The 21,933-nt window shown below is 66.7% G+C and carries 6 protein-coding genes and 1 pseudogene; 4 read left to right on the forward strand and 3 right to left on the reverse strand.

The window, feature by feature from the left end:
- Positions 1-93: 93 nt before the first annotated feature.
- On the forward strand, positions 94-1,506 hold the full coding sequence (locus tag RCR19_RS42810) for a M20/M25/M40 family metallo-hydrolase (protein ID WP_331270502.1): 1,413 nt from the start codon (positions 94-96) through the stop codon (positions 1,504-1,506).
- A 322-nt stretch (positions 1,507-1,828) separates the two neighbouring features.
- Here the strand turns inward: RCR19_RS42810 and RCR19_RS42815 are convergent, their stop codons facing one another.
- Entirely contained in the window at positions 1,829-3,082 is a 1,254-nt protein-coding gene (locus RCR19_RS42815) for a hypothetical protein (RefSeq protein ID WP_331270503.1), read from the reverse strand.
- Between the two features lie 131 nt (positions 3,083-3,213).
- Entirely contained in the window at positions 3,214-4,119 is a 906-nt protein-coding gene (locus RCR19_RS42820) for a hypothetical protein (protein WP_331270504.1), read from the reverse strand.
- A 165-nt stretch (positions 4,120-4,284) separates the two neighbouring features.
- Between RCR19_RS42820 and RCR19_RS42825 the strand changes: the two genes are divergently transcribed.
- Complete coding sequence (locus tag RCR19_RS42825; RefSeq protein WP_331270505.1) at positions 4,285-7,398, forward strand: tetratricopeptide repeat protein; 3,114 nt, start codon at positions 4,285-4,287, stop codon at positions 7,396-7,398.
- 1,708 nt (positions 7,399-9,106) lie between these two features.
- Here RCR19_RS42825 and RCR19_RS42830 read toward each other — a convergent pair.
- Positions 9,107-13,342 carry an FG-GAP-like repeat-containing protein gene (locus tag RCR19_RS42830; protein WP_331270506.1) on the reverse strand — a complete coding sequence of 1,412 codons (4,236 nt, stop codon included), beginning with the start codon at positions 13,340-13,342 and terminating at the stop codon, positions 9,107-9,109.
- Between the two features lie 577 nt (positions 13,343-13,919).
- Here RCR19_RS42830 and RCR19_RS42835 point away from each other — a divergent pair.
- On the forward strand, positions 13,920-20,939 hold the full coding sequence (locus tag RCR19_RS42835; protein WP_331270507.1) for a polymorphic toxin-type HINT domain-containing protein: 7,020 nt from the start codon (positions 13,920-13,922) through the stop codon (positions 20,937-20,939).
- 664 nt (positions 20,940-21,603) lie between these two features.
- Positions 21,604-21,843: pseudogene (locus RCR19_RS42840) on the forward strand (transposase); the annotation flags it as partial.
- Between the last annotated feature and the right edge of the window lie 90 nt (positions 21,844-21,933).

The raw sequence follows: 21,933 nt of genomic DNA on the forward strand, positions 1-21,933 counted from the left end.
TTTCAGTTGAATCGCCACCCCGCGTCTATCTTGCTCATACTTGGCGTGTCCACAACCATGGGTCGGTCGGCATAGCCTGCCCCGGGAGGACACATGCGTCCCATTTTCAGCCGGAGATCAGTCCTGACCGTGTCGGCCGTGAGCGGTGCGGCGGCGCTGGTAGCGACGGGAACGGCCGAGGCGGTGCAAGCACCAGGAAAGGGCGACCGCCCACCCGTGACGGCCCAGCCTCCCACCCGTGAACTGCGCGCACTGCTTCAGGAGATCGATCCGGCCCGCATCGAGGCGACCGTCCGAAAGCTCGTCTCCTTTGGTACTCGGCACACCCTTTCCATCCAGGACGACCCCGCACGCGGCATCGGCGCTGCCCGCGACTGGCTGCTTGCCGAGCTCCGCTCGTACGCCGCGGCTTCCGGCGGCCGCATGACGGCGGAACTCCAGTCGTACGTCCAGGAACCGGCGTCCCGCATCCCCACCGCAACCCGCATCACGAACGTGATCGCCACCCTGCGGGGCTCGGTGACCCCGGAGCGCGTGTACGTCGTCTCCGGCCATTACGACTCACGCGTCACGGATGTCATGGACGCTACCTCGGATGCGCCGGGAGCGGACGACGACGCATCCGGTGTGGCCGTGGTTGTGGAGCTGGCCCGTGTGATGGCGAAGCGGCGGCCGGCGTCGACGATCGTCTTCGCGGCGGTGGCAGGGGAGGAGCAGGGGTTGTACGGGGCGACGCACATGGCCGAGCAGTTCAAGGCGGCCGGCGTCGACGTGCAGGGCATGTTCACCAATGACATCGTCGGCAGCTCCACCGCGGACGACGGCACGAGGGATCCGTACACCGTCCGCCTCTTCGCGGAGGGCGTCCCGTCCTCCGAAACGCCCGAGCAGGCCGCGATACGCCGATCAGTGGGTGGCGAGAACGACTCCGCGGCCCGTCAACTGTCTCGGTTCGTACGCGACGTGGCCGACAACGATGTGACCGGCATGCACGTCCGCGTTGTCTACCGCCGGGACCGTTACCTTCGGGGCGGCGACCACATCCCGTTCCTCGAACGGAGTTACCCGGCGGCGCGCTTCACGGAACCGGCCGAGGACTTCGCCCACCAGCACCAGGACGTACGCGTCGACGAGACGGGCAAGCAGTTCGGCGACCTGCCCGAGTTCTGCGACTTCCGATATATCGCTCGTGTGGCCCGGGTCAACGCTGCGACCTTGTGGTCCCTGGCCCAGGCTCCCGGCACGCCACGGGGCGCGAAGATCGTCACCTCAACGCTGACGAACTCCACGGACCTGGTGTGGACCCGGGGCACCGAGCCGGACCTGGCCGGCTACGAGATCGTCTGGCGCGAGACCACGGCTCCCGAATGGACCCACGTCATCCCGGTCGGAGACGTGACGCGACAAGGAGTGGACCTGTCCAAGGACAACGTGTTCTTCGGGGTGAGAGCGGTAAACAAGGCGGGGCTCAAGAGCCCGGTCGCCTTTCCGGAACCGGCTTCATGATGGTGTCCCCGTCGGTATCTCGCTCGTAGGACAGATCGGCGCTGAGTGCTCAGCTGTACGTCAGAGCCGGTCGCCCACCCGTTCGGCATCCTCGGCGATCAGCGTCTGGCACACCGCGGGCCGCCCAACGCCTCACCGGCCTGGACCGACCATGTCCGCGGGGCAGATCGTGCAGTCGCGACACATGCCGCCGCTGCCGCGCCGCGTGGTGCCGCTCGTAGCCCCGGCGAGCACAGAATCGGCCTGTTCTGGGTACCCGAGGCTGCCGCAGCCGATGCCGGACGCAGCGCCCTACCGGGCCCTGCCCTGCTTGCCTCGACTGTCAACCGGAAGGAGCAGCTCGATGAATGACCTGCACACCGAGGAGGACGTCCGTGGTTTCCTCCGCCTGTGCCTGGATCCCGGACGTGGCGTGGAGCGAGCGCCGCTTCAGCTGACGAAGGTCATGCCGCAGGCTTTGCGTGATGCGGTCGAGCAGTACGTGCCGTATCTGGCCGAGCTGCGGGAGGCTGCCGAGCTCCAGGAGGAGCAGGGGCGGATGGCCCGCCAGAGGTACGCCGACGAACTCGCCGCGTTCATTCATGGCGATGAGGCCGGCCCGGCCCGCATGCCGCACCCCAGGTCGCCAGCGAGGACTGATTCCGTGCAGCAGCGAGCCGCTCCTTCCTGCCGGTAAGTCAGCGGGCGTCCATCCAGGCGAGCCAGGTCGGTTGCGCACGCCCACCTCCGGCCGCGACCGCGCGCCGTGCGTGCGACCGGGCCGCCCGACAACGACCGCATCACCGCCAGTTCGTGGCAGGCCCGACGTGGGCGAGACGTGAGTAAGCAGCCAGCCGGATGCCTGGTGTGTGATGGGGTCGGCTTCTTGGGCGGCGGTCCAGGATGCGAGGTGGCGCAGTGCTTTTTCCGAGGGGGAGCCGGGTTCGGCGGTGTAGATGGTTACGGGCCGTCCCGCACTCCATTCACCAGGAGGAACGCAGTCCTTGCCGCCGCCGCTAGCCGGTAGCGCTGGCGCCGCGCCCCGCCGGCGCCGGGCCCGCGCAGGGATCAGGGCGGGTGCTTGAAGAGAACCAGCAATCCGAACGCGTACCAGCTGGCGAAGATCGCCCCGCTCCCGTAGAGGCAGCGGCGCAAGGCCCACCGCTGCCCAAGGCCGCCAACCGGCCCGGCGCAGCGTCACGGCTCGGATCGCGCTGACGGCGACCACTGCCACCAGTACGGCCGAGGTCGGCCGCACAGTGCCGGCCAGCGCGCACAGGACGCCCGCCCACAACCACCGGCGCGCAACCACCGCGATCAGCGTCCACATGAGGAAGGCGGTGAAGGTGGCCTCGGAGTAGGGCACCCACAGGGCGAACGCGTACGGCGAGCACGCCCAGAGCCCCACGCAGGCGTAACCCGCACGACGGCCGAACAGCGACCTTGCCAGTGTGTGCACCCCGGCAGCGGCAATCGCCGCCATGGACCAGGAGACCACCACTCCCGCGTACGGGAAAGGCAGGAAGGTCACCAGGTGCACCACGCGGATCAAGGCGGGCACCATCGGGAAGAACGCAAGGGCGCTGGGATGCAGCACCCTGTCGGCTTCTCAGCGGGCACCGTTGCCCAGCCTGGTGGATCACGGGAGCGTGGGCAAGATCACTATGAAGATGGACCCTAGAAGTGAACGAAGGCAGCTGACCGGCGGTGTCCTACGACGAAGTCGTGTCAGAGGAGTTCGGCGAGCGGCTCCACAGTCTGCCAGTGCTTGAGGTACTCCACCGCCGAGTGCGGCCGGGAATTGCGGTTCTTCACCAGGCGGGTGCGTTCCAGGACAGTGTCGGCGTCTGGGAGCAGCGTGCGCAGACGGAGCGTGGCGACGATGTAGTCGTCCCGGTCGGCGACGTTCACCCAGCGCTTGACGTGGCTGGGCGAGGACAGCGGCTGGGGCCGCAGCCGACCGCGGATGATCGAGCGCAGGCCGAGCGGCGAACCGAAGGTGAGCAGGAGCGGCAGCGGCTGCTCGAGCCGGTGCAGGGCCTCGTAGGCTACGACCGTGCCGAGCGAGTGGGCCACCACCGCCTTGGTGTCGGGCGACACCTGGGACAGGACGGCTTCGATCGCGCCCTCCCGCACGGTTTCGTCGTGCAGGTACGCCGCGACCTGCCCCAGATGGAACACGCCCGTACGGCTCAGCGCGGCGAAGCCGGACCGGGCGACCGGTCCGAGACGCCCCAGCATCGAGACCAGCATGCGCAACGGTGCGTACGGCCCCTGCACTGGGCCGAGCTCGGCGTCCAGTTCTTCCAGGGCGCGGGCGGCCTGGACCTTGTCCGCCGGGTTCGACGCGTGGTTCCGGATGTTATCGATGATGTCTTTGGCGACCTCCTCGCCAGTGGCCGCCATCTTCACCGACAGGGGGACGTCGTAGTCGTCCTGCGGGACGTAGGACGCGAACAGGTGGCGGTAGTAGGCCATCCCCAACGACACGGAGCCGCCGTCCAGCCGGTCGGCGTGCTCGGCCCGGCCGTTGTCCCGAAGGGAGCGCGCCAGGGCCCGTGTCCAGTCCCCGCGCAACCCCTGCTCGGTCTCGTCCTCGGGTCCGATGCCATGCACCATGACCAGCTCAGCCATGCGTCTCCCCGTTCGTCCCACGTCCGCGCAGGCATGCGCGGTTCCTCGTTCCTTCGGCAAGACGAGCCGCGGAGAGCGACAGTTCCCCGGCGATGCCCCGAGCGTCGGGCCAACTGATCTGTTCCAAAAGTGAGTTGACGAGGCGTCGCACTGGATAATACGCGGGTGACGGATGAGCGCAGAGCACTGGTGATCGCGTCCCACTGGGACGCCGTTGAGGCGAAGCCGGAGGACCGGCTGGAGTTGCTGGATCCGTGCGCGACGGACCTGCGCAGGCTGCTGCTGGACCCGGCGCGCGGTGCCTGCGTGCCGGCCTTCGGCGACGGCCTGCTGACCGACCCTCTGACAGTGGACGAAGTGGATCACGCCGTGGAGGAAGCGTTCGAGGAGGCCTCGGCAGAGGGCGCCTGCCTCGTCCTGGCCTTCCTCGGCCACGGCCACACCGACCGAGAAGGCACGTTCCTCTTCCCGGTCCGTTCGTCTCCGAAAGCGCCCGGACCGGAGACAGCATTCGACCTGCCGGGGCGGTTGAGCGAACTGGCCCTGGCACACGGCGGTGTGCCGGAGCTGACCGTTGTCCTGGACGCCTGCCTGTCGGGTGAGGCACTACTCGCGGCTGCCAAGGACTGGTTCCGGCCCGCGATGAACACCGGCCGCCGGATCGAACTGGTGTCCTCCTCGGACCTGCGGGTCTCCTACGCCCTGCAGTTCTCCCAGGCCCTCAGTCAGCTCGTCCGGCAGGGCGACGTCCGGCTCGACGCGGTGCTGCGCACGGCCGTACTGCGCGGCGCCGTCGGTGCGCGGCTGACCCGGCAGGTCCCACAGTCCGCATCCTTCGACGGAGGCGGTGTCGGCCCGGCGGATCCGAACGGTCCCTGGCTCGCCCACAACGTGGCCTACGACGTGGAGCTGAGCCCGCTGGCGTGGTCGCCCGACCACGACGTACTGCTGCCGGCGCTACGCCACTTCCAGCCGCCCGCGGAGCTGGCAGGGTTCGTGGGCGCCGTCCGCGACCACCGGCTCGTGGCCGTGACTGGTGCCATGGGGACCGGTAAGACGACGCTGGCCACCGCGTTGTGCCGTCCGGAGCTGCTGCCGCATGAGGGGACGCACGGCGTCCCGCACGTCGCTGCGGTCGTGCGGCTCAGCGACACCCACTGGGCGTCCGGGACGTCGGTAAAGCAGCTTGCCGAGCAACTCCAGGTGCATCTGCCGGGGTTCGCGGAGGCACGCCGGGCGTACCGCACGCAGGTACCACAGGCCGAGCGGGCGCTGCTGCCGGCGCCGGTTGCCGAGATCGGCGGTCCGCTCACCCTGATGGAGCGACGGGAACCGGTGCGGGTGATCGTGGACGGCCTCGACCAGGTGAATCCGGCCAACCGCCGAGGTCTCGTCGAAGGCCTGGTCGCGCTGCGGGACACGGCGCCCGGCTGGTTCGGCGTGGTGGCCACGGTCCGCGACGGGATCCCGATGGACGGCGACTGGCACCGCGAGCCGGTGCCCGCGCCCGGCGAACGGCAGTTGCATGACTATCTGCGGAGCCGGCACGTGTCCAAAGCCGGGCACGGGCCGATCATCGGCCGGACGGGCGGCAACTGGCAGCTGACCAAGGTGCTGGCCGGCCATCGCGGCGCAACGCCGCGCACCGGCCGGATGTCCTTCACACAGGTCTACCTGGAGGTACTGGGGCCGCTGCGACAGCTGGTCCCCGGTGGGCAGGGCGCGTGGCTCGACGCCGTCCTGGTCGTGGTTGCGGCCTCCGGGCCGGGAGTGACCCTGCCCCGCGCGCTGCTCGCCCGGGCCGTCGGCGCGCTTGGGGGGCCGGGCGACGAGATGCTGGAACAGGTCCTGGAGCTGTTGCCGGGCCTGGTGGTCCGGTCGGCGCATCCGGCCGGGACCGAGCTGTTCGGCGTCCACCACCCGAGTCTGATCGAGTACGTGGCGGACGACCAGGATGTGGTGGGCGGCCATCGCGCCCTGTGCGAGGCGCTGGCCATCATGGCTCCCATGGACCAGCACACACCCGACGACCCCCTGCACGCCTACGCCGAGGAAGCGGAGCCGGAACACCTGTGGCAGGCGGCACAGCGTGACGATTCGCTGTACGACCTGCTGCTGGAAAGCCTGGAGCGGCGGGCGGCGCCCGAGGCGACGGTGAACCGGGACCGCTGGGCGGCCTGGGCGGACCGGCTGGCCCAGTGTCCCGGGCGCGACTCCGCCCCGGCCCTGCACGCGTGCGAGCGTACGGCCTACTGGACAGGCAAGGCCGGGGCGTACGAGCGCTCCCGGGAGCTGTACCGGAACCTGCTCGCGGACCAGCGCCGCGTCTTCGGGGACGACGATCCGCGTCTGCTGGGGACCCGGGACCGCATCGCGTACGCGACCGGTGAGGTCGGCGACTTCGCCGAGGCGGTGGAACTGCACCGGGCGGTCCTGGCCGACCAGGAACGGGTGCTGGGCGCGGACGACCCGCGCACCTTGAAGACCCGGCACCACATCGCGTACTGGACCGGCCGGGGCGGGAACATGGCCGAGGTCCTGCGCCTGCATGAGGAATTGCTGGAGGACCAGCTCCGCGTGCTCGGGCCGACCGATCAGGCGGTGCTGGAGAGCCGCCACTACATCGCGTACTGGCACGGCATGCTCGGCCGGTACGACACGGCGCTCGCGCTCCACAACGAGCTGCTGCAAGACCGGATCGCAGTGTTCGGCGAGGACCACCCACAGGTGGTCTTCAGCCGGATGAACATCTGCAAGTTCCTCGGTGAGTCGGGACGCCGCCAGGAGGCCCTGGACAGCTATCGGACGCTGCTGCCGGACGTGCGGCGGATCCGTGGCGAGCTGCACCCCAACACCCTGCTGGTGCGGTTGAACATCGCCCGCTACACCGGGGAGCTGGGTGACCCGACGGGCGCTCTGGAGCTGCAGGAGCGGCTCATCGTGGACCAGCGGGAGGCGCTTGGGGCCGACCACCCGACCGTCATGATCAGCCGCTTCAACATCGCCATGCTCAAGGCCGAACTGGGCGATCCGGCTACCGCTCTCGCAGAGCTGGAGGAACTGCTGCGGGACCGGACCGCCCGCTACGGCAATCGGCTTCACCCAGAGGTGATCAGGACCCGGTTCGGGATCGCGCGGGTCATCGCGATGACCGGGGACGTGGCTGCGGCCGTGGACCAGTTGCGCGGGGTCAGGGACGACCGCGCCCGGGTTCTCGGCGAGGAGCACCCCGAGACGCTGGCCACGCAGGCGGAACTGGAGGCGCTGCTCACAGGTTGACCGGATGGGCCGACGGGCCGCGCGTTCCACCGGGGGCTCAGCCTGCCTACAGTCCCCGCACCAGTGGCTCCACCACGGCCTCAAACCCTCGGTCCCCGGCCACTGGCGTGCCTGGCACACGGATCGAGGAAGCGTGCCAGGCGTGGAAGCCGTACGGGTCGCGGCCTTGTGGCTGGTGGCGGGCGAACGACCCGTATCCGAGCCGAGCGAACGCCACGTGAAACCGCGAGGAACAACGCTTGTAAAGTGCCATTGCGACGCCAGCGTGGTGGTGCCATTACTGAGCCATCGTTAGGTTGATGGCATCGGCCCTTTGAACTGGTTCTCTGCAGATGTGCTCGATGGCTGGGCTGTGACGTCACGAGCGGCAGGACATGACATCTCTGCTGGACAGCGTGATGACACCTCCTATGTGGCCCTACGGGCACGGTGGTTGGTGACGTCCTTCGGCGGCACGCGTCTGTGTAGGTAAGCGTTCTCTGGCCTTGGCACGGGGGAAGAGCCCGGTCCTGGTCCTGTGCTGTGTGACCGCTGAAGAAATCCAGTACGTGCCAGATGCGACGCTGCCGATACTGGTCTTTCAGGAGGTCCACATGGGAATCGATCCGACCGTGCTTGACCGCATCGATGAGACATGTCGCAACGGCAGTCGACTCTTCGGATTCGTCCATGCTGAATCCGGGTAGTGGGCCCAGCCACGGTTGTCCGGTGGCGATCTCATAGGCCGTGGAGACAGCCTCGGCAAGGCCATCCGACTCACTGAAGTCCGTTCGGATGCTTCCGGATTTGCTGGAACCGTGAGCTGCCTGCTGCCATAATCGCGAAGTGGAGGTTGATGAGAGCATCGCCAACAAGCGGTACCGGCGGTGCGTCTGATGGATCATTCACATCTCGGGCTGGAATTCCCGAGAGAGGCTCACATACAAGACATTGCAGATTTTCCGCCAGGATATCGGCAAATCCTTCGGCGCGAACCTGCCCCTCTCGTACGAGGGCTTCTGCCAGCGCGGGAGTGGTGTGCTGGTTTGCCGTACCTCCGAGGAGGTCGTGAGGGACCAGAAGTCTTCTTCTGTCATGGATCAGGCTCCTTTCCCGGGTTCCACGCAGATCCGCCGGGGCTACAAGATCCACACCTGCCTTTACGACAAGAGCACAGGCTACCGCGGCTGCGACGCCGCAACCTGACGCGAAGGAAAAGACCCCGCCCACCCCCACAGAGGGGTGCGCAGGGCTCCTGCCGTCACGGGGCCCCTCAAGGGGGCGCAACCAGTCACAGGGTGGGGGCCGATCAGGCGCGCCACCGGGCCCAACGACACTGGCACGCCAAGGCCACACGGGGCTGCGGGTTGCTGCCGACGGAGAGATCGGCCTCAGCGCGGACGAATGTGTCGTCGGTCCGTTCGCCGTCGCCGAGTGCCTGGACCAGTGGGAGGATCCTCGGCTGCCGCTGTGACTTCTCATTTCGATATCACTATTCATTCTCACTTCGATGCCATGCATCTAAGCTGGTCATGGTGATAAGCCTGTGAAATCGAGTGAGCGCAAGTAGCGACATCGCATGAGAACCTCCAGCGCACTCAAGTGAGAAGGCCATGGGAAACCGGACTTGACCCGCAGTCATGGTGGAGTCACGGCGAAGGCCACCAGGTCCCGCCACCCGCAAGGGCGCGGAACCCGGTGGCCTCCAGAGGGACAGAATTGGGATTGCTTACCAGCCGGTTCCGATCTGTTGGCGAGTGCTGAAGGCGGTGGCGGTTCTGGGGTAGAACCACAGGATTCCGGTGGCGTCCTCGCGGGCGATGACGTCGCGGTTGCCGTCCGAGTTGAAGTCACCGATGCCGGCGAAGGTGTACGGGTTCCAGCCGGTGCCGATTTGACTGCGGGCGCCGAGCCCGTTGCTGCCGTTGCCGGGGTAGAGCCACAGGATTCCGGTGGCGTCGTCGCGGACGATGACGTCGGGGTTGGCGTCACCGTTGAGGTCGGCGACGCCGGCGAAGGTGAAGCTGGTCCAGCCGGTGCCGATCTGCACGGATGTGCCCAGGCCGGCACCGGTGCCGGTTCCGGGGAACAGACGCAGGGTGCCATCGGGATGGCGGCCGATGACGTCGGGTTTGCCGTCCCGATTGAAGTCGGCGACCCCGGCGAAGGCGTAGCCGTTCCACCCGCTGACGAAGTTGGTGACCGGGGTGAGCAGGTCGTGACCGGCGTCACCGGGGAACAGGCGCAGGGTGCCGCCGGGTGCCATGGCGACGATGTCGGCGTAGCCGTCGGTGTTGAAATCGCCGATCCCGGCGAAGGTGTAGCCGGAGAGGCCGGAGCCGATGTACACGGCGGAGGTGGACCAGCCGCCGCTGCCGTTGCCGGGGTAGAGCCACAAGCTGCCGGTGGCGTCGGCCGCGACCACGTCGGCCTTGCCGTCACCGTTGTAGTCGGCGACGTCGGTGAAGGCGAACGGGGCCTTGGGCAGGACGACGTTGGCCATGGTGGCGACGTGGGAGCTGGTGAGCGCGGACCCGTTCCAGACCCGTACGTCCGCGAGGTTGCCGCGCAAGAAGGAGGCGCGCACGTCGTTGGAAAGGTCGTTGCCGAGAGTGAACTTGCCGGTGAAGCCGGAGACCGCGGTGTGGGAGCCTCGGGCCACCGGACGGTCGTCCACGTACAGCGTCATCGCTTTGCTGGTGGGGTCGTAGGTGATGGTCAGGTGGGTCCACTGGCCGATGATGGCGCTGCCGCCGGCGATGCAGTCATACCCGCGGGTGGCATCCGAGGTGGCGAGGCAGAACGACCATTCCTTGTTGGACTGGGAGTAGAGCAGGAAGCCGGAGTTGTGCACGCCGTCCTGGGAGGCGATGACGCCGCCGACAGCGGCGGGTTTGACCCAGGCCGACAGGGTGAAGGGGCTCGATAGCGACAGTGCCGCGCTTGAGGTCATGACGCTGGTGGCAGTGCCGTCCAGAGCCAGGTTCGGGGAGAAGACGTCGTCGTCGGTGTCCCAAGTAGCACCCGAGCCGCCTCCTGTAAGGTCCAGACCGGCGGAGACATCGGCGGCGGCGGCCGCAGCGCCCTCGGTGCCATCGCCGAGCGGCCAGGAGTGGCCGGGCGCGATCAGGGTCTGCGGCGCCTTCGCGGTCAGGCTCCCGGCGGTTGCGTTGAGGATCCTCGTGGTGCTTTCGCCGTTGGAGGAGACGGTACGCAGGTCCGGGGTGCCGTCCCCATTGAGGTCGGCGGCTTGTAGGACCGGCAGAGCCGCGGAGCTGTAGCCGCTGCTCGCGATCTGCAGCGGAGTGACCGTGTTGCCGTAGGCGAGATCTTGCAGCTGTTGCGGGGTGTAGTAGTACAGCGCGCCAGTGCTGGTGTTGCGGGCGAACAGTGCGGGCAGCCCGTCGATGAGGCTGCTGGTGATGCTCCAGCCGGTCCAGTCGCCCGTGCCGGTGGGGTTGGTGGCGCTCAACCACAGCGCGCTGTCGATGCCGAAGAAGAAGCCCGGGGTGGGGGCGCCCGGCTCGTCCCACAGCTGCCCGCCCACGATCATGAGCAGGTCGGGGTAGCCGGTAGCGGGCTCACCGTTGAGGACGTGGTACAGATCGCCGCCGCTGGCGACGTTCGTGGCTTTGTTGCCGACGGTGCCGGTGATGCCGGTGCGGTCGGTGAAGGCGATGGAACTGACGTTGACTTGGTCGCCGCTGTAGGGGCGCAGTGGGGAGCCGTCGCCGCTTCCGAACAGGATCGCGCCGCTGCCGGTGGCGGGGTCGTAGTCCAGGACGTCGTTGAAGCCGGCGCCGGTGTTGAAGTGACCTGTGATGGCCTGTGTGCCGTCCCAGTCGCTGGGAGCGCCTGCGGCATTGGCTCCGGTGCCCTGCATGCCCAGGTCGGTCGCGCTGGTGGTGAGCTGCCCGTCGGAGGTTCCGTGGGCCAGCCACAGCCCGCTGGACAGACCCGCCTGTGCGCCCACGGCGGTCAGGTCGGGAAGGCCGTCGCCGGTCAGGTCACCGTCGTCGGCGGTGGCCGCAGGGGCAGCGATGAGGAGGCAGTTTGCGGTGTCGCCGATGTTGCCCCCCGACGAGACCGCGGTGACGGTCAGCACGTTCGTGCCCCGGCTGGGGGTGATGCTGATGGAGGTGCTGGATCCGGTGCTGGCCACGGAGACGGGGGTGGAGCCGTTGAGCTGGTAGAGGTAGCCGGCGGTGGTCCCGCCGGAGGCGTTGGGCGCGAGGGTGAAGCCGGCTGCGTCGCCGACCTGATAGGTGACGGTGCTGGCGTCGTCGCCGCAGTCGTTCGAAGAAGCGTCGGTGATGACCGGGGCGCCGGGGCGGCTCGGGTCGAACTGGAACTTGCAGACGGTTGAGACGGCCGAAGAGTAGGTGCCGTCGGAGGAGGTCACGTTCCACGACACGCCGAGCACGGAGCCGCCGGCCGCAGCTTCGAGTACCGACTTCTTCAGCGTGTAGGCGGCGTTCTTCCCGGAGGCGGCGGAGACGGTGGCCTTGGCGATCTGAGCGCCGCCGGACGTCTTGTTGACGGTGAAGGTGTTGGACAGGGTGCCGCCGTCGGGGTCGGAGACCTTGGCGTAGAGCGTGACGTCACCGTCACCGGTGGTCTTGACGGTGCTGGTGCAGGTGGTGGCCGGGGAAGTGACCAGCGTCGACGGTTTGTTGGGCCGGTGGTCGTAGGTGGTGGACATCGAGATGGTGGCGTGGTCGAACTTCTTCCACCCGTACTTGTCCAGCTCGTCGTCGGCCCGCAGTCCCAGGGTGACGTTGCTCAAGTTTCCGGCGTCGGCGATGTCCTGCATGTGCGAGGTGACGTCAAAGCCGAGCGACTTCGCCGGGCAGTCGGGGGAGTAGCCGTATGCCACGGTCTTCGTTCCCCACTGGCTCTTCCATGTGGGCTGGTGGTTCCAGGTGGTGCCGGAGTCGATCGGGTCGGTCTGCCACAGCTCCACCGGGGTCGCGGTACATGAGGGCGCGTAGGTCTCGGTGGCGTAGAAGTCCGATTCGATGATCGTGGCCCCGAAGATCCGGCTGTCCACCGAGAGTTTCGCGTAAGCCCGCGACTTGTGATAAGGGGTCTCCCAGCCCTGGTAGCCCACGTGCAGCCCGGTGGGGCTGGTGTCCTTCCAGTAACTGGTGTCGGGGTAGGCGGAGTTGACCCAGGTCCAGCTGGTCAGCGTGCCGCCGGCGGCGCTGTACGTCGGGTCGATGTATACCGGGTACACGGTGGAGGAAGCGGACAGCAGGTCCGCGTCAGGGGCCAGGCGAATGTGGCCCGAGGCGTAGGAGGCGGTTACGGGCGCGATGTGCGCGCCGGCGCCGGGCTCGTCAGCGGAGGAGACCGTCGGCTCGTCAGCGGCGGGGACCGTCGCTTCGTTGGTGTCGGCAACCCTTTGCTTGCTGCTGGACAGGGCGCTCGGACTGGCCGCGTCTGCGGTGGCGGAGTCCCACATCAGCGGGGCCGGGGCGGAGAAGACGGTGCGGTCTGCGGCATCCTTGGCCGTGATGTTGCCCGCTGTGTCCATGCCCAGTGCCACGTTGTGCGTCTCGGCGGGAAAAGCCAGCATATCCAGGGCCGGACTGGCGGCTGCCTCGGCATCCTTGACGATGAGAACCTCGGAGAAGCCGCCCTGGCTATCGGCGGTGACCTTCAAGTCCACCCCATCAAGGACATCGGGATAGGTGGCACTGGATCCGTCCAGGCTCGGGGACGGCAGTTGGCCGATCGAGGCCGGCACCGCCAGGGTCAGCGACCGGCCGTGGTCCTTCATCACCGCCAGCGGTCCGTCCCCGCCCCCCGACAGGGTCAGATTCGTGGTGGTCAGGGCTGGGGTGACGGTGCCGTCCGAGCGCCGGACCAGCGTGGCATCCAGTTCCTTCCAAGCGCCGGATGCGTACTTGCGTACCGGGGAGACCGACTCGGTCAAAGTGAACGTGCCATCCGGATGAGCCACTTCCGCCTCGGTCGGCGTCGTCGCAGCGTCCACCGCCACCGTTTTGCCGGAGGCTTGCGCCTGAGCCGACGCTCGCGCCTCGTCCAATGGCACCTGCGGTGACGAAGCAGCTTCAGAGGTGGTGTCGGCTCGGGCGGCCGTCGTCGCAGCGGATAGGGACAGCGCGCTGAGCGCGGCAGCCAGTGCCGCGCTCAACATCCTGCTGCGCAGGGCAGGTCTCACCGTCAAGTACCCCCAGGTCTGGTCGAACAGGGCCGGTCAAGCCGACCGGCGCTCCAGTGGACCCGTTTTTTGTTGCCTGTGGGAGGGCTGTTTGATGCGTGAATGACCTGACACGTCTGAGTCGTGATTGAAACTTTGTGAATTTTTGGTGTCCGGTTGTTGAAGGTTGCCGGAATTGATCACTGTCCTGTGGCTCTCCAGTTCTGCGATAGTCGCCGCGCACCTGCGACTTGATCAAGTTGCGCAGCCGTGTTGCCTGCATGCGGGATGAGTGGGGGGATCGATCATGGCCAAGACAGCGTGGCTGAGACGGAACACACGTCAAATCGGCGCTAGACGTCGGCTCGTTGGCGCTGTGGTGGCACTGACCCTCGCCATACCGACCGCGGCTCCCGCGGCTGCCCAGACGAAGGACCGCGCTGGCGCTCCGGCGGTGCAGCAGACCCGGGCGGTCAAGGGCGTTACAACCCTCACCCCGCGCAAGCTGGCAGTCAGGGACCAGGCCAAGAAGGCTTTCCATGCAGCGAAGGCCCACTGGCCGACTGCCGCGTCGGCCACGGCCACACTGGCTGCACCGGAGACCGGTGCGAAGCAAGGAGCCAAAGCGCCGGCCGCCGGCACTCCGGTGTGGACCCGCGCGGTGGGCCCGGCCAAGGGCCCGTACCAGGGACCGAAGAAGGTCTCGGTGCATGTACTGCCACACCAGGACGCCACCAAGCTCGGCGTGGCCGGCGTCGTCCTCACCGTCCAGCCCACGACCGGCGGACAGGGGAAAGTGCAACTCGGCCTCGATTACAGCACCTTCGCACAGGCCTACGGCGGCAATTACGCTGACCGCTTGCACCTGGTCAAACTCCCCGCCTGCGCGCTGACCACCCCGCAGCGAACCGTCTGCCGCACCCAGACCCCCCTGGCCACCGACCACGACCTCACGGCACACGAGCTGGCGACGACCCTGACGCTGCAGGGCACCCAGTCGCAGGCATCCCCGTCCCGCACCTCGGCCACCAGCCACGCCACTGCCGCGCCCTCGAACAGCGCCTCGCCGATATCGGCTACCGCTCAGCCGATGGTGCTGGCGGCGACCACCACCAGCCCGACGGACGGCGGAGCCGCCGGCACCTACGGAGCCACGAACTTGGGGCCGTCAGGCTCGTGGACGCACGGCGGCTCCGCCGGCGACTTCGCCTACAGCTACCCCATCGACCTGGCACCGTCGTCGGGGACCCTCGAGCCGTCGATGGGCCTGGCCTACGACTCGGGCTCGGTGGATGGGCGGACCTCCTCCACCCAGGCCCAGGCATCCTGGGCCGGCGACGGCTGGAGCACCCCTGATTCGTACATCGAACAGAGCTTCACCTCCTGCGCCGACGATCCAGAAGGAAGCGCCTCACCGGTTGAGAGCGGGGACTCGTGCTATGACGGGCCGGTCCTGACTCTGTCCCTGAACGGCTCCTCCACCTCCCTGGTCAGGAACGACTCCGACGGCACGTGGAAGCTGGCTGCCGACGACGGCTCAGTCGTCACCCACACGACGAACACCAACAACGGGTCGGCCACGTACAACACCGACTACTGGATCATCACCAAACGGGACGGGACCCAGTACTACTTCGGCCGCAACCAGCTGCCCGGCTGGTCCTCCGGCAAGGCGACCACGAATTCGGTGGACAGCGTCCCGGTGTACTCCGCGCACTCCGGCGACCCCTGCTACAAGTCGTCCGGGTTCAGCGACTCGGTGTGCACCATGGCGTACAAGTGGCACCTGGACTACGTGGTGGACGCGCACTCCAACGCCATGGCGTACTACTACGCCCAGGACACCAACTACTACGGCGAGGAAAACGGCGCCCATAACGTCTCCTACACCCGCGATTCGCACCTGACCCGGATCGACTACGGCTTCCGCGACGGCGGCGCGTACGGCACTGTCCCCAACCAGGTCGCCTTCACCACCACCACGCGCTGTACCCTCAGCGCCTGTGACCCGCTGTCGGCGAGTACCGCCGCCAGCCAGTACCCGGACGTTCCCTACGACCTGGTATGCGCCTCTGGGGCGACCTGCACCGCGCACTCGCCGTCGTTCTTCTCCACCATCCGCCTCGCCTCGATCAAGGTGCAGCAGTACAGCGTGGCGGCCGCCACATACCAGGTGATCGACACCTACACCCTTCACCAGACCGAGCCGGCCACCGGGGACGGCACCTCGCCCACGCTGTGGCTGGCCTCGATCACCCACGAGGGGGACGACACCACCGCCGGCGGCTCCGCTTCCCCGATCAAGTTGCCGGACGTGACCTTCGCCGGCGTGGACCTGCAGAACCGGGTCGACACCGCCAACTTCCCCGGTCTGTACCGCTATCGCATCTCCGGCATCACGAACGAGATGGGCGGGCTGACCTCCATCAGCTACGGTCTGCCGGATACCTGCTCCGCCAGCTACATATCCTCGGCGGACCCCAAGACAAACACCAAGTCCTGCTACCCAGTGTCCTGGCGGCCCAAGGACTATCTCAATCCGATCACTGACTGGTTCGCGAAGTACGCGGTCACTCAAGTACTGGAAACCGACACCACCGGCGGCGCGGTAGCCAAGCAGACGAACTACACCTACAGCGGTGGCGCAGCCTGGCACCACGACGACAATGAGGTCGTCAAAGCCAAGTACCGCACGTGGGGCCAGTTCCGCGGCTACGCGAGTGTGGAGACCCGCACCGGCGACGGCACCAACGACCCCCAGACCAAGACGGTCACCTCCTACTACCGCGGCATGGACGATGACTGGCTGTCCTCATCCAGCCGCCGATCGGTCAACGTGACCGATTCCCAGAATGGCGAACACCCCGACAGCGACCAGCTGGCGGGCAGTGAGCTGGAGAGCACCGCCTACACCGGGGTCGGCGGCAGTGTGGACCACTCCACCGTAACCTCGTACTGGATCTCGGCCGCCACAGCGACCCGGGCCCGCTCGGGCCTGCCGAATCTGACCGCTCGCACCACCGACGTCGCGGAGACCTGGACTCGTCAGGCGCTCACCGCCGGAGGCACCACGAACTGGCGCATCTCGGAGACTGACAACACCTACGACGACACCCTCACGGACGACAAGTTCGGGCTGTTGACCTACAGCTACACCCACACGGTGCCGGCCGCCACCGCATACGACCAGTGCACGGCGATCACCTACGCCAAGGCCAGCACGGCCGCCAACCTGGTCGGACTGGAGGCATCCAAGGAGACCGACTCGGTCGCCTGCGCCGGTTTCAGCCAAAACACTCCAGCCACCGTGCCCCACGCCCTTAACACGTTGACTGCGCCGCTCAGTGTCTCCCGACCGGACCAGGTCGTCTCCGCGACGCGGACGTTCTACGACGACACGAGTTTTGCCACCACCTTCCCGCAGGCCACCGCGCCCACCAAGGGCGACATCACCATGACCCGGCAGGCCTCCGGCTACAGCGGGGGTGCGTTCACCTGGCAGACCCAAGCCCGCGCCACCTCCGACACCTATGGCCGCCCCACCGGCAGCTACGACGCCAACGGCAACAAGACCGCGACGAGTTACACGGTCAACAGCGTCGGGCTGACCACCGGTACGACCATCACCAACGCGAAGAACCAGACCACCAGCGCCACCACGGATCCCACCCGCGGGCTCCCCCTGACCGCCACCGACGCCAACGGGATCACCGTAACCGTCCACTATGACGCGCTCGGTCGCACCACCGACGTCTGGCAGCACAATCGGCCCACCACCGCTCCCGCCGACGCCAAGTACACCTACACCGTCCTGCCGAACAGCCAGTCCGGCACCATCACCCAGACCCTCAACGACTCCCTGGGGTACGTCACCTCCTACAACCTCGTCGACTCACTCGGACGGCCACGCCAGACCCAGACCCCAACCCCGCAGGGCGGCCGACTGATCACCGAGTCGTTCTACGACTCACACGGCTGGGTGTGGAAGAAGAACAACGCCTACTGGGACCCCAACGTCCTCCCCACCTTGGCGACGGCCTCGGTACAGGATTCCCAGATTCCTAACCAGGACCGCTACACCCTCGACGGCCTGGGCCGCGTGGTCATCGACGACTCCGAGCAGTATTCGGTCGTCAAGCAGCACACCACCACTGTGTACAGCGGAGACGCCACCACCGTGATCCCCCCCACCGGCGGCACGGTCAAGACGACCCGAACCGACCCCCTGGGGCGCACATCCGAGGTCGACGCGTACAGCGCCCGCCCCACGCTGACTACCCCCCTCAACACCTTCACCGGCCTGTTCTCCGTCACAGGCGGTACCTCCAACCCGATCACGTACGGCTACGACGGGCACGGCAAGCAGAACGCCGTCACCTCAAAGGGCAGCACGTGGACGACCGTCTACGACCTGCTGGGCCGAGTGACGTCCAAGACCGACCCAGACGCCGGCACAAGCACCATGCTCTACGACGCGGCCGGCGATCTCACCCAGACCACCGACTCCCGCGGTAAGTCCGTCTCCTACACCTACGACGTCCTGAACCGTAAAACCGGCCAGTACGCCTCGACCGTCGCGGCTCAGGCGCCCGGCGCGAGCGGTAACCAGACGGTCGCCTGGACCTACGACAACGACAGCGCCGTCTCCGGCGTCACCAACCCGATCGGCCAAGTCACCGCCGCCACCTCGTACAACGCCGGCAACGCCTACACCACCCAGCAGCTGGGCTTCAACGTCTTCGGCGAATCGCTCGGACAGTCCATCACCATCCCGGCGGTCCACGGCGCACTGGGCGGCAAAACCTATACGTTCCGCCACACCTACAGCGCCGACACCGGCCTGCTTTACAGCGACAACTACCCCCTCGGCGGCGGCCTGCCCAACGAGATCGTAGGCCACACTTACGCCACTGCCCTGGACCTGCCCAACGGGCTGGGCACCACCTCCTACGGGTACGCCCAGAACACCACCTACAGCGCCTACGGCCAAGTCCTCCAGGAAACCCTGGGGATGAGCACCAACCTGGCCTACCTCACGAACACCAACGACCCGCACACCGGAGCGCTGACCGACCAGCTGGTGACCCGCTCCACCACCCCGGCCAAGGTCGACGAACAGAACTACACCCCGGACCCCGCGGGAAACATCACCAAGCAAGTCACCACCCGCCTGGGCACCACAGCTGCACCCGAGACCCAGTGCTACCAGTACGACGAACTCGACCGACTCACCCAGGCCTGGACCGCCACCGACGCCTGCAGCGTCACGCCTACCGCAAGTTCCCACGCCCAGATCGGCGATCCGCTCGCGGGCGGCACCGCGTACTGGACCAGTTGGGACTTCGACGTCCTCGGACAGCGGCAACACCAAGTTGAGCACTCCACCACGGGCGGCACCGACACCACCACCAGCTACACCTACAACTACAACGGCAACGGCACCGTCCAGCCCCACGCCCTGGCCTCCACCCAGGACAGCGGCGCAAGCAACGCGACCACCAGCTACGCCTATGACAAGGCCGGCAACACCACCGGCCGCAACACCATCGCATCAGGCAACCAGACCCTCGCCTGGAACGAAGCCGGTCAGCTCACCCAGGTCAGCGGCGGCAAGAGCGGCACCACCAGCTACATTTACGGCGCCGACGGCAACGTCCTGCTCCAGACCGACCCCACCAGTACCACCCTGTACCTGCCCGGCGAGCAACTCACCCTCACCGGCACCACCACCACCGGCGTGCGCTACCTCCCTCTGCCAGGCGGTGGCACGGTGGTGCGCACCGGCACCGGTAGCAACTACAAGTTCGAGATCAGCGACCCGCACGGCACCAGCGGCCTCTACCTGGACTCCACCGCCCAGACCCCCACATGGCGCCAATTCACCCCCTATGGCGCCACCCGCGGCACCGCGGTCTCCTGGATCGACAACCGCGGCTTCCTCAACGCCCCCACCAACACCAACACCGGCCTCACCCAACTCGGCGCCCGCCAATACGACCCCACCCTCGGCCGCTTCGCCAGCCTCGACCCCATCTTCGAAGCCACCGACGACCAACAACTCGCTGGCTACGCCTACGCCGCCAACAACCCCATCACCAACAGCGACCCCACCGGCCTGCGACCCGACGGCCTCTGCGGAGGCAACACCAGCCGATGCGTAGGGGACCACACGCCAAGCAACGTACCGGTCGACCACCATGAGACCTGGCAAAAAACCAGAAGCGGATGGACCTGGACCTCCTACGAGGAATTCGCCGGCACGAAGTACTACAGCTTCGGCTGCGTCGGATGCCACGCAAACTACATCAGTCTGAAAACACCAGTCACATGGACCGACTGGGTCGATGCCGTCGGGACCGTCTTCCCAGAGCTCAGCCCGGTTACTAGCGGAATCCTCGGAATGGACGCAGCGTTCCATGGAAACTGGGGAGATTTCACATCAAACACTTTGGATATGGTGCCCGGGCTCAAGCTGACCCGATACATGAAATCCTTCCTCGGCGAGGAAGAACCACAGGGCGCCCTCAGCTGCATTAGCGAAGGTAAAAGCTTCAGCCCAGACACCCCCGTCCTCATGGACAAGGGCAAAACGAAACCCATCGGAAAGATCAAAACCGGCGACAAAGTCGAAGCCGCAGACCCCAACACCGGCAAACACCAAGGCGCCCGCACCGTACAGCACGTCTGGATCAACCACGACAACGACCTCATCGACCTCACCGTCCAAACCAGCCCCCACCACACCAGCGTTATCCACACCACCTCCAAGCACCCCTTCTGGGACGACACCCTCCACGCCTGGATAACCGCAGGCCACCTCACACGAGGCCACAACCTCGAAACAGCGACCAATCACCACGTACGTATCATCACCGTCCGTACACGCCCCGGCGTATCGGACATGTACAACCTCACCGTAGAGCAGCTCCACACGTACTATGTGGTCGCGGGTAATACGCCGATTCTTGTCCACAACGCAGACCTGCCGTATATGTGCGGCCCCGTCACTGCCGATACTCATTTTGCAAACGTGACTGTCGCAGACGCGGAAGGTAATGTTGTCGATCAGTACGGGATCCAGAGTGGCTCAACAACCCCGGAAGAAGCAGCGCTGGGTGAGGCTAGAGCCAGGCAGGCTGTTCACACAGAAAACCGGGCGGCTCGAGCCGCAGGTGGTGTTCCTACGGTCGGTGATGAGCTAATTGAGGGTGACCCATTCTTCCTGGCCAGCCCAGTCCCAGAGGACGGAACAGTTACCATTGAAGGCACTCGCCCTCCGTGTTCGACCTGCAAAGGGGCGATGAGTCGAGCCGCATTGGACACTCAGTCGACATTTATATACCTATGGCCAGGAAAGGATGGCGCTCTTCGAACGTGGACTTCAGTCTCCGGTTGAAATCCTAAACCGCTTGGGGTGCAGAAAATGCTGCATCCCAAGCGGCGGTGCGTCGTTATCTAGTCGTCGGTGAGACGGTAATTAGATCGCGTAGTTCCATATGGGTCATGGGAAACGAGGCACGTGTATTGAATGCCGAGCAGTGAACTGGGGTCCACTCCGAGGTTTGTAGCGAGAACCCGCGTGGGCAGTGGATGCTTGTCATTCGGGTCCTCGACTGCAACCGAATCGGCTAGAATACCGCGAATTTTTACTACCTTGTATTCAACTTGAACCCCGAGATTATCTTCTTCGTGAGAATGTTCCTCGCCGAGCGGTTCGCCACATAGACCGCAAATTTCCGAATTGCTGGTAGCGTCGGTCATGTCTCCCATATTACCTGTAGTGTCGGGTGTAATGAAGGATCGTCGTTGCCGAGGTGGTCGGCTCTGCGATGATCACTCGCGCCAAAGCAGCTCCGTAAGTTGTTCGGTGGTCCGGGAGGGCCGGATGTGCCTTCAAAGCAGCTTGCCGACCGTGGCTCGGCGGGAGTGGCCGTCCGGCCCTTCGGGGCGCCCTGGTCGCTGATTGAGTTGAAATGCGCGGAACGCGTCGCTGTTTACGGAGCTGGCGACGGGGTGTCCTACGGGCCCGACGGCAGGGATCTCGGCTGCGGGAGGGACACGTGAGCAAACAGCGGGACCGGATATGGGTCGGTATCGATGCAGGTAAGGGCCATCACCGGGCCGCAGTGGTCGAGGAGGCCGGCGCCACCCTGTGGTCGAAGAAGATCGAAAATGACGAGTCGGCGATACTGACCGCGCTCGGCGACATCTTGGACCTGGCCGACGAGGTGCACTGGGCGGTGGACATCTCCAGCAGGTCCTCCGCACTGTTGCTGGCACTGCTGGCAACCCACGGCCAAAAACCGCAACGGGCGAAGCGAAGGCGCCAACAGCAAGACGAAGGCGATCGCGCGGCAAATGTACGGGCGGGCAGGCTTCACTCTCGCCCT

This window comes from Streptomyces sp. WAC07094 (assembly GCF_036320405.1).
Classification (GTDB): Bacteria; Actinomycetota; Actinomycetes; order Streptomycetales; family Streptomycetaceae; genus Streptomyces; species Streptomyces lannensis.